The organism is Priestia megaterium NBRC 15308 = ATCC 14581, from assembly GCF_000832985.1.
In the GTDB taxonomy this organism is placed as follows: domain Bacteria; phylum Bacillota; class Bacilli; order Bacillales; family Bacillaceae_H; genus Priestia; species Priestia megaterium.
On the sequence record NZ_CP009920.1, the window covers coordinates 2,199,770 to 2,210,000 of the forward strand.

Annotated in this window: 10 protein-coding genes (1 of these 10 only partly in view); all 10 read left to right on the forward strand. The window is 39.0% G+C overall.

What is annotated here, in order from left to right:
- Window positions 1–68 precede the first annotated feature (68 nt).
- Window positions 69–1,979, forward strand: a complete 1,911-nt coding sequence (ftsH, locus tag BG04_RS11890) for an ATP-dependent zinc metalloprotease FtsH (protein ID WP_013054885.1) — start codon at window positions 69–71, stop codon at window positions 1,977–1,979.
- Between the two features lie 217 nt (window positions 1,980–2,196).
- On the forward strand, window positions 2,197–2,964 hold the full coding sequence (locus tag BG04_RS11895) for a type III pantothenate kinase (RefSeq protein ID WP_013054886.1): 768 nt from the start codon (window positions 2,197–2,199) through the stop codon (window positions 2,962–2,964).
- Between the two features lie 12 nt (window positions 2,965–2,976).
- Window positions 2,977–3,855, forward strand: a complete 879-nt coding sequence (gene hslO / locus BG04_RS11900) for an Hsp33 family molecular chaperone HslO (RefSeq protein ID WP_013054887.1) — start codon at window positions 2,977–2,979, stop codon at window positions 3,853–3,855.
- A 201-nt stretch (window positions 3,856–4,056) separates the two neighbouring features.
- Window positions 4,057–4,995, forward strand: a complete 939-nt coding sequence (gene cysK / locus BG04_RS11905) for a cysteine synthase A (protein ID WP_034654934.1) — start codon at window positions 4,057–4,059, stop codon at window positions 4,993–4,995.
- A gap of 97 nt (window positions 4,996–5,092) precedes the next feature.
- Window positions 5,093–6,508, forward strand: coding sequence for an aminodeoxychorismate synthase component I (gene pabB / locus BG04_RS11910; RefSeq protein WP_034654935.1), 1,416 nt, complete (start codon window positions 5,093–5,095; stop codon window positions 6,506–6,508).
- 2 nt (window positions 6,509–6,510) lie between these two features.
- The gene (gene pabA, locus BG04_RS11915; RefSeq protein WP_013054890.1) at window positions 6,511–7,092 is read left to right on the forward strand and encodes an aminodeoxychorismate/anthranilate synthase component II; all 582 of its coding nucleotides are present in this window, start codon (window positions 6,511–6,513) and stop codon (window positions 7,090–7,092) included.
- Window positions 7,093–7,096: 4 nt separating this feature from the next.
- Entirely contained in the window at window positions 7,097–7,960 is an 864-nt protein-coding gene (gene pabC, locus BG04_RS11920; protein WP_034655331.1) for an aminodeoxychorismate lyase, read from the forward strand.
- A gap of 21 nt (window positions 7,961–7,981) precedes the next feature.
- Window positions 7,982–8,341, forward strand: coding sequence for a dihydroneopterin aldolase (gene folB, locus BG04_RS11925; protein WP_016762714.1), 360 nt, complete (start codon window positions 7,982–7,984; stop codon window positions 8,339–8,341).
- Window positions 8,342–8,887, forward strand: a complete 546-nt coding sequence (folK, locus tag BG04_RS11930; protein ID WP_034654936.1) for a 2-amino-4-hydroxy-6-hydroxymethyldihydropteridine diphosphokinase — start codon at window positions 8,342–8,344, stop codon at window positions 8,885–8,887. It begins immediately after the preceding gene.
- Window positions 8,888–9,159: 272 nt separating this feature from the next.
- Window positions 9,160–10,231: the 5' portion of a lysine--tRNA ligase gene (gene lysS, locus BG04_RS11935; RefSeq protein ID WP_034654938.1), read on the forward strand. Its footprint extends 413 nt past the window's final position; 1,072 of the gene's 1,485 nt are visible here — the first part of the coding sequence; its start codon is at window positions 9,160–9,162; its stop codon lies off the right edge, out of view.

Below are 10,231 nucleotides of genomic sequence, written 5' to 3' on the forward strand. Positions count from 1 at the left end.
TTGGATAGGATAAATGTTCTATGTTAGTATTGAATACAGTATTTGTTTATCGTGGGAGGAGGTAAGAAATGAATCGGATCTTCCGTAATACCATCTTTTATTTACTTATATTTTTAGTCATTATTGGCGTGGTAAGCTTCTTTAGTGGCTCTAATCAAAAAGCAGAACCAATGAGATACGATACATTTGTTCAACACTTAGACAAAGGTGATGTGAAATCACTCTCTATGAAGCCTGAAAGAGGCGTGTATGTTGTGCAAGGGAAGTTAGATTCTTATAAAAAGGATCAAACGTTCCAAACTTACATCGTAGATGGTGACAAAGCACTTGATCGGATTGACGCTGCTTCAGAAAATAATCAAGTAGAAGTTGATTTTAAACCTGCTGATGAAACAAGCGGCTGGGTAACGTTCTTTACGTCAATCATTCCGTTTGTTATTATTTTCATCCTATTCTTCTTCTTACTGAACCAAGCTCAAGGTGGCGGAAGCCGCGTTATGAACTTCGGTAAAAGTAAGGCTAAGCTTTACAGCGAAGAAAAGAAGAAGGTTAAATTTAAAGACGTAGCTGGTGCAGACGAAGAAAAACAAGAACTTGTGGAAGTTGTTGAGTTCTTAAAAGATCCTCGTAAATTCGCAGAGCTAGGTGCAAGAATTCCGAAGGGTGTCTTACTTGTGGGACCTCCTGGTACTGGTAAAACATTATTAGCAAGAGCTGTTGCTGGTGAAGCAGGCGTTCCTTTCTTCTCTATCAGTGGTTCAGACTTTGTTGAAATGTTTGTTGGGGTGGGTGCTTCTCGTGTTCGTGATTTATTCGAAAATGCGAAGAAGAATGCTCCATGTATTATCTTTATTGATGAAATCGATGCTGTAGGTCGTCAACGTGGCGCAGGTCTTGGTGGCGGACACGATGAGCGTGAACAAACATTGAACCAATTGCTTGTTGAGATGGATGGTTTTGGTGCTAACGAAGGTATCATTATCATTGCAGCAACAAACCGCCCGGATATCTTAGATCCAGCGTTATTACGTCCAGGCCGCTTCGACCGTCAAATTACGGTAGATCGTCCAGATGTAAATGGCCGTGAAGCAGTGCTTAAAGTACATGCTCGCAATAAGCCTTTAGATGAATCAGTAAACTTAAAAGCAATTGCTATGCGTACGCCAGGTTTCTCAGGTGCAGATCTCGAAAACTTGTTAAACGAAGCTGCCTTAGTAGCTGCTAGACAGGACAAAAAGAAAATTGAAATGGTTGACATTGACGAAGCAACAGACCGCGTAATTGCAGGTCCAGCTAAGAAAAGTCGAGTTATTTCTAAAAAAGAACGCAATATTGTTGCTTATCATGAAGCAGGACATACAATTATCGGTGTCGTATTAGACGAAGCTGATATGGTACATAAAGTAACCATTGTTCCACGTGGGCAAGCTGGTGGATATGCTGTTATGTTACCAAAAGAAGATCGCTACTTTATGACGAAGCCAGAGCTGCTGGATAAAATTGTTGGATTGCTTGGTGGTCGCGTAGCTGAGGAAATTATTTTCGGCGAAGTGAGTACAGGTGCTCATAATGACTTCCAGCGTGCAACAAGCATCGCTCGTAAAATGGTAACAGAATACGGTATGAGTGAAAAGTTAGGACCAATGCAATTCGGTCAATCACAACAAGGCCAAGTATTCTTAGGTCGTGATTTACACAGTGAACAAAACTACAGTGATGCGATTGCTCATGAAATTGATAATGAAATCCAACGTTTCATTAAAGAAAGCTATGAGCGTGCGAAGCAGATCTTAACGGAAAACCGTGACAAGTTAGAGCTTGTAGCTCAAACATTGTTAGAAGTAGAAACGTTAGACGCTGAGCAAATCAACCACTTAGTAGATCATGGAACTCTTCCAGACCGTTCTAGTCACGTAACAGATGAAGATGTTAAAGTAAACATCCAAACAAAGACAGACGATGAAGAGCCAAAAGCATAAGACAATAAAGATCAGTGGAGATATTCTCCACTGATTTTTTAATGGGCAAAAGTTAGGTTTGGTAAAAGATTTTCGTATATATGGTGGATAAGTAGGATATCCACTAGAGAATCGTGTCATTATATTCCTATTTTATCTAGAATATACACGTCTATTTACCAGTTATGGTATGATGGTTTCAGTGTGAATACTGAATTTATATAAAGTGGTGATTGAAATGATTTTTGTATTAGATGTTGGAAATACGAATACGGTATTAGGTGTATACGATGGAGATGAATTGAAGTATCACTGGCGTGTAGAAACAAGCCGTAATAAAACAGAAGACGAGTATGGCATGACAATTAAAGCCTTGCTTGAGCACGTTAGTTTATCTTTTAAAGATATTCATGGTATTATTATTTCCTCTGTTGTTCCTCCTATTATGTTTGCATTGGAGAGAATGTGTCAAAAGTATTTTCATTTAAAGCCGCTTGTTGTTGGTCCTGGAATTAAGACGGGTTTAAATATTAAATATGAAAATCCGCGTGAAGTGGGAGCAGACCGTATTGTAAATGCTGTTGCTGGAATTCAGCTATACGGAAGCCCTTTAATTATCGTTGATTTTGGTACCGCAACCACATATTGCTATATTGATGAAAATAAGCAATATATGGGTGGCGCGATTGCCCCTGGTATTAATATTTCGACAGAAGCTCTTTATTCAAGAGCATCTAAGCTTCCGCGAATTGAAATTGCGCGACCAAATAGCATTGTGGGAAAAAATACAGTATCTGCGATGCAAGCAGGTATTTTATATGGATACGTTGGACAAGTAGAAGGAATTGTAGCAAGAATGAAAGAGCAAGCAACAGTAAATCCTAAAGTTATTGCTACTGGAGGACTCGCAACATTGATTGCTAAAGAGTCGGATATTATTGATATTGTGGATCCATTTTTGACTTTAAAAGGATTGCAAATAATTTATACAAAAAATATGGAGTAAGAGGTGTATATTATGGGTGACTATTTAGTAAAAGCATTAGCTTACAATAGTCAAGTTCGCGCTTATGCAGTAAAAACAACGGATACAGTTGGAGAAGCGCAGCGCCGTCACTATACATGGCCTACAGCCTCTGCAGCATTGGGGCGTTCAATGACTGCGGGAGTCATGATGGGGGCTATGCTAAAGGGTGAGCAAAAGCTAACAATTAAAATTGAAGGCCGCGGCCCAATTGGCGTTATTTTAGTAGACAGCAATGCTAAAGGGGAAGTGCGTGGATATGTAACGAATCCACAAACGCACTTCGATTTAAATCAGCATGGGAAATTAGATGTAGCACGTGCTGTAGGTACAGATGGCACGCTAAGTGTCGTAAAAGATATCGGAATGCGTGATCAATTTAACGGACAAGTACCTATTGTATCGGGAGAATTAGGAGAGGATTTCACGTATTATTTTGTGACATCTGAACAAGTCCCATCTTCAGTAGGTGTAGGTGTACTTGTTAACCCTGATAACACGATCTTAGCTGCGGGCGGATTTATCATTCAGCTTCTGCCGGGAACAGATGATAAAACGATTACAGCTATTGAACAACGATTACAGACGATTGAACCAATTTCAAAGCTGATTCAAAAAGGTCTTTCTCCTGAGGAAATCTTAGAAGAAGTTCTTGGAAAAGAAAATGTGAAGTTTCTGGAGACAATGCCTGTAGAGTTCAAATGTCAGTGCTCAGAAGAAAGAATTGCCAATGCTATTATCAGTTTAGGACAAGAAGAGATTCAATCGATGATTGAGGAAGACGGCCAAGCTGAAGCCCAGTGTCATTTCTGTAATGAGACCTATCGTTTTGATAAAAAGCAGCTTGAAGAAATGAAAGAGCAAGCAATTTAAATGAAATAAAAGATTCTTAAAAGGCGTCATTTTATAAATGAGCGCCTTTTTTTATAGATATTAAGTTCTATTTCTGTATATATTGATCTAAAAATATAACAAAATTAGGTAAATGGAAAGACAAAATGATTGACAATTTAGAAAACATCTGATAAATTGTATACAAAATCAATAAAATTAGTTGGTATTAGGAGTGGTCATATGGCACGTATTGCAAATTCAATTACAGAGTTAATTGGTCAAACACCAATCGTAAAACTAAACCGTCTAGTTGAAGAAGATATGGCGGATGTATATTTAAAATTAGAATTTATGAACCCGGGAAGCAGCGTAAAAGATCGTATCGCATTAGCGATGATTGAAGACGCGGAAGCAAAAGGTGTGTTAAAACCTGGCGACACAATCATTGAACCAACAAGTGGTAACACAGGAATTGGCTTAGCAATGGTAGCTGCAGCAAAAGGATACCGTGCTATTTTAACAATGCCTGAAACGATGAGTATTGAGCGTCGTAATCTGCTTCGTGCATACGGTGCAGAGTTAGTGTTAACACCAGGTCCAGAAGGAATGAAAGGGGCGGTTAATAAAGCAACTGAGCTTGCAAAAGAGCACGGCTACTTTATTCCTCAGCAGTTCCAAAACGAGGCGAACCCAGAAGTGCACCGTCAAACAACGGCTAAAGAAATTATCGAGCAGTTTGGCGATCAGCTAGATGGATTTGTGGCAGGTATCGGTACTGGCGGGACTATTACAGGTGCTGGTGAAGTGTTAAAAGAAAAGTACCCAAATATCAAAATTTATGCGGTAGAGCCAGCTGATTCTCCGATTTTAAGCGGTGGTCAACCAGGGCCTCATAAAATTCAAGGAATTGGTGCAAACTTTATTCCGGATACGCTTAACACGGAAGTATATGACGAAGTTGTCGCTGTTCAAAACGATCAAGCTTTTGAATATGCCCGTAAAGTAGCAAAAACAGAAGGTGTACTAGTAGGTATCTCTTCTGGGGCTGCGATTTATGCTGCGTTAAAAGCTGCAAAACAGCTTGGAAAAGGTAAAAAAGTGTTAGCGATTATTCCAAGTAATGGTGAGCGTTACCTAAGTACTCCATTGTTCCAATTCGAGGAACAAACACAAGCATAAAAACGATAAAAAAACAGCTTCTACATGAAGCTGTTTTTTTTCATCTAAGAATCATGTAAAATGAAAGCAGGTGATTTATTTTTAGGAGAGTGAACAAATGCAGCAAAGAATGACTTGGGGCGAATCTATTTCTATCTCTAAAAACCAATGGTTCAAAAAATATCAAGAGTTGTCAAAAGAGGAATCGAATCATATCCTGCTTGAAAGCGGTCGAGGCGGAAAGTTTCAAATGATGGGATTAAAACCTGTAGCCATTTTGCGAGGCGAACAAAACGAGCTTCATATCAAAACGGATGACCAAACTACTGTTCAAAAAGGTAATCCGCTTCATCTTATGCGAGACTGGATGAAGAAGTTTGAAACAGAGGTGAATCCAGATCTTCCTCCTTTTCAAGGTGGAGCAATTGGCTTTATTAGCTATGATTATATCCGCTATGTAGAAACCATACCTGACCTTGCTGAAGATTCATTGAAAACGCCGGACGTTTATTTTCTTATTTTCGATGACGTATTTGTATACGATCAAGAAAAGGAAAAGCTCTGGATTATCGTTAATGACGAAGCAGATTGTAAAGAGCAGGCACATAAGCGTATTGATCAATACAAAAAGGACTGGATGGAGGCAAGTGATGAAGGACTCTCATATGAGCGGATTCATCGTGTTGCCGAAAAGAGTGAGGTTTCGATGTCTGAAGCTGCTTTTTCAGATGCCACAACTCGCGTACATGAGTATATCGGGCAAGGCGATGTGTTTCAAGTGAACTTATCTGTTCGACAGTCTCAACAGCTTCAAACTCATCCTATGCATATCTACGAACAGGTACGAAAAATTAACCCGTCTCCTTACATGTCTTATATGCAGACAGAAGAATTTCACATTGTGAGCTGTTCACCAGAACTATTAGTGAAAAAAGCCGGTGATGAAATCAGTACGAGACCGATTGCGGGAACACGCTCCCGCGGTAAGGGTGATCAAGAAGACCAACAGTTAGCGGATGAGCTTATTCATAACGAAAAAGAGCGTGCAGAGCATGTGATGCTTGTTGACTTGGAGCGTAATGATCTTGGTAGAGTAAGCGAATATGGTACTGTGCATGTTGACGAGTTTATGGTTATTGAAAAATATTCACATGTGATGCATATTGTGTCTAATGTAAAAGGCAAGCTCGCGCACAACAAAGATTTTGTAGATATCGTAGATGCGGTTTTTCCTGGAGGAACGATTACTGGAGCACCTAAAGTTCGTACAATGGAAATCATTGAAGAACTTGAACCAGTTCGACGAGGAATTTATACAGGATCGATTGGTTGGATTGGATTTAATGGAGATATGGAATTAAATATTGCGATTCGCACTATGATTATTCAAGACGGCCAAGCTTATGTGCAGGCTGGAGCGGGTGTTGTGATTGATTCAAATCCGAAACACGAATACAAAGAATCACTGAAAAAAGCAATTGCACTATGGAAAGCAAAAGAGCAGAGCGAAAATGAGCTGAGTGAGGGTGAGTAAAGATGATATTAATGATTGATAATTATGATTCTTTTACGTTTAATTTAGTACAGTATTTAGGTGAGCTAGGGCATGAGCTTCTTGTAAAAAGAAATGATGAAATTACACTTTCTGAAATTGAAGTGCTAAATCCAGATTTCTTGATGATCTCCCCGGGACCATGCAGTCCTAACGAAGCGGGAATCAGTCTAGAAGCCATCGAGTATTTTGCAGGTAAGATTCCAATATTCGGCGTATGCTTAGGGCATCAGTCAATTGGGCAAGCTTTTGGAGGGAATGTGATTCGTGCGGATAAATTAATGCACGGTAAAACATCTGAAATGCATCATGATGGCCGTACTATCTTTAAAGGTCTTGATAATCCGTTCACGGCAACGCGATATCATTCTTTGATTGTAGAAAAAAGTTCACTGCCGGATTGCTTTGAAATTTCAGCGTGGACAGCAGAAGATGAAATTATGGCGATTCGCCATAAATCATTACCTATTGAAGGAGTACAGTTCCATCCTGAATCTATCATGACTTCTTACGGTAAAGAAATGCTGAAGAATTTTATTGAAACTTACGAAAAAAAGCGAGTGTAATGATATGTATATATACGTAAATGGCGAAGTAAAGCCTGCGTCTGAAGCCACTATTTCTCCGTTTGATCACGGATATATGTATGGCCTAGGGCTGTTTGAAACGTTACGAGTTTATGAAGGTCATCCATTTTTAGTGGAAGACCATCTGGATCGACTGCATAGCAGCTTACGTGAATTAAATATTGTATGGGACTACTCTACACAGGACGTGTTGGGAATCATTAATAGTCTGTTAATGAACAACAATGAGAGAAATGCGTATGTTCGATTAAATGTCTCAGCAGGAAATGGCGGAATTGGCTTGCAAGTGGAAGAATACGACAAGCCATCTACAATCGTATATATGAAATCAATGCCTCATCCATCGAGCCCCCTTGTAAAAGAGGGGCTTATTCTTGAGACGAAACGAAATACGCCTGAAGGAACCATGAGGTTAAAGTCTCATCATTATTTAAATAATGTACTAGCTAAGCGAGAAGTTGGTTCAGACTTAAATAAAGAGGGTATCTTTTTAACAAAAGAAGGGTTCTTAGCCGAAGGTATTGTGTCCAATTTATTTTTTGTAAAAGGTGATTGCGTATATACGCCGTCTCTTGAAACAGGTATCTTAAATGGAATTACGAGACAGTTTATTTTTACGCTTTTAAAAAAGAAAAACATAGAAGTTGTAGAAGGCTTATTTACAGTGGAACACCTCTTGGAGGGGGATGAAGCTTTCGTTACAAATTCTATTCAAGAAATCGTACCTCTTCGAAGTATAAAGGATAAGCAGTTTTCAGTAGGAGACCATACGCTGATAGCTCAGTTGCAAAAAGAGTATCGCTCTTACACGATGTCGCTAATGAGTCGACACGAGCTACATGTATAAAAGCGAAAGGAGAGACTAAAGATGGATAAAATTTATGTGAATGATATGCGTTTCTATGGTTATCATGGCGTATTTCCAGAAGAAAATAAATTAGGGCAGCGTTTTCATGTGGATTTAGCTGTGGAACTGGATTTAAAGCAAGCTGGTACTACGGACAATTTAGAATACTCGGTGAGCTATGCAGATTTATACCAAACATGCCAGGAAGTTGTAGAGAAGCGCACGTTCAAGTTAGTTGAAACGGTGGCTGAAACGATTGCATCTGAATTGCTTTCTAATTACGAACTCGTGCAGGCTTGTACAGTAAAGGTATATAAGCCGGATCCGCCAATTCCCGGTTATTATCAATCGGTAGCTATTGAAATTAAAAGGAGCCGTTGAATGACAACAGAAGTATATATTGCATTAGGATCAAATATTGAAAATCGAATGGAACATTTGAAGTCAGGAGTTACTGGCTTGATGAAACACTCTGAGATTAAGGTAGTGGCTGTTTCATCTGTTTATGAAACGGCCCCGGTCGGGTATACGAATCAAGCAAGCTTTTTAAACATGGTAGTAAAAATACAAACAACGTATTCGTCAGAGCACCTTTTAGATTGTTTGCAAGCCATTGAACAAACGGCAGGCCGAAAAAGAGAGATTGTATGGGGACCTAGAACCCTTGATTTAGATATCTTACTTTATAGTAATGAAATCATTCATACGGATAGACTGAGCGTCCCTCATCCCCGAATGTTTGAACGAGCGTTTGTGATGGTTCCTCTAAACGAACTAGCTCCATCTCTTATTCTCCCTGTAGCAGAAGAAAAAGTTGAAATCATCACAACACGTTTATCAGATTTAAAAGATGTAAAATTATTTCGAGAGCAAACAACGGGTATACTAGATATGTTCGAAAATAATCGTAATGATTTACATAAGTGAAAATGAATCTTATTAGTTGATTCATTTTTATATTGGCGTAAAGTAGAGTTCATAGTGAAAACTTTGAGGTTTGGGTTCGCAGGTTGTTGGTTTATTCGGTAGCTTGTTAGAGAAATCGAAGAAAAAGAGAAGCGAAGCAAGAATAAAGCGATTTGACATAGAGAAACGACTGAACCTATAATAATTTTAAAGAAACGTAGTAGTTGCCAGTAAACATGCTGGCCTTTTTTCTGTTTCGGAAAACTTAATTATACGATGGAGATGAGTAAACGATGAGTCATGAAGAATTAAATGATCAATTTCTCGTTCGTCGCGAAAAAATGAGCAACCTACGAGATCAAGGTATTGATCCGTTTGGTCAACGTTTTGAACGTACACATACATCACAGCAATTAATTAGTGAGTATGACGAGTTAACAAAAGAACAGTTAGAAGAAAATGAAGTACCTGTGTCACTAGCTGGTCGTATTATGACAAAGCGTGGAAAAGGAAAAGCAGGTTTCGCTCACGTTCAAGATTTAACAGGACAAATTCAGCTTTATGTACGTAAAGATGCAATTGGCGAAGAACAGTACGAAATCTTCAGCAGCGTAGATATCGGTGACTTGGTAGGGGTTGAAGGTGTTTTATTCAAAACAAAAGTTGGCGAACTTTCTATTAAAGTAAAAGATTTTACGTTACTAACAAAAGCGCTTCGTCCACTTCCAGATAAATATCATGGTTTAAAAGATATTGAACAGCGCTACCGTCAACGTTACTTAGATTTAATTACAAATCCAGAAAGTAAACAAACATTCATCTCAAGAAGCCGTATTATTCAATCGATGCGCCGTTACTTAGATAATCATGGATATTTAGAAGTTGAAACACCGATGATGCATTCAATCGCAGGTGGAGCAGCAGCTCGTCCGTTTGTGACACACCACAACGCGCTTGATATGGAACTTTATATGCGTATTGCGATTGAACTTCATTTAAAACGTTTAATCGTAGGTGGATTAGAAAAAGTATATGAAATTGGCCGTGTATTCCGTAATGAAGGTGTATCTACACGTCACAATCCTGAATTTACAATGATCGAATTGTACGAAGCGTATGCGGACTACAAAGACATCATGGCTTTAACAGAGAACTTAATTGCACACATTGCGCAAGAAGTACTTGGCACAACAAAGATTCAGTATGGCCATCAAGAGGTGGATTTAACTCCAGAGTGGACAAGACTTCATATGGTCGATGCTATTAAACAATATACGGGCGTAGACTTCTGGGGAGAAACATCTGTTGAAGAAGCTCGTGCTTTAGCAAAAGAACACGGGGTAGAAATCACTGAACATATGCAAT

Bases quoted from the DNA above. Each gene is read 5' to 3' on its own strand.
- folB (WP_016762714.1), top strand. From the start codon at position 7,982: ATGGATAAAATTTATGTGAATGATATGCGTTTCTATGGTTATCATGGC.
- pabC (WP_034655331.1), top strand. From the start codon at position 7,097: ATGTATATATACGTAAATGGCGAAGTAAAGCCTGCGTCTGAAGCCACT.
- ftsH (WP_013054885.1), top strand. From the start codon at position 69: ATGAATCGGATCTTCCGTAATACCATCTTTTATTTACTTATATTTTTA.
- folK (WP_034654936.1), top strand. From the start codon at position 8,342: ATGACAACAGAAGTATATATTGCATTAGGATCAAATATTGAAAATCGA.
- pabA (WP_013054890.1), top strand. From the start codon at position 6,511: ATGATATTAATGATTGATAATTATGATTCTTTTACGTTTAATTTAGTA.
- pabB (WP_034654935.1), top strand. From the start codon at position 5,093: ATGCAGCAAAGAATGACTTGGGGCGAATCTATTTCTATCTCTAAAAAC.
- hslO (WP_013054887.1), top strand. From the start codon at position 2,977: ATGGGTGACTATTTAGTAAAAGCATTAGCTTACAATAGTCAAGTTCGC.
- cysK (WP_034654934.1), top strand. From the start codon at position 4,057: ATGGCACGTATTGCAAATTCAATTACAGAGTTAATTGGTCAAACACCA.
- BG04_RS11895 (WP_013054886.1), top strand. From the start codon at position 2,197: ATGATTTTTGTATTAGATGTTGGAAATACGAATACGGTATTAGGTGTA.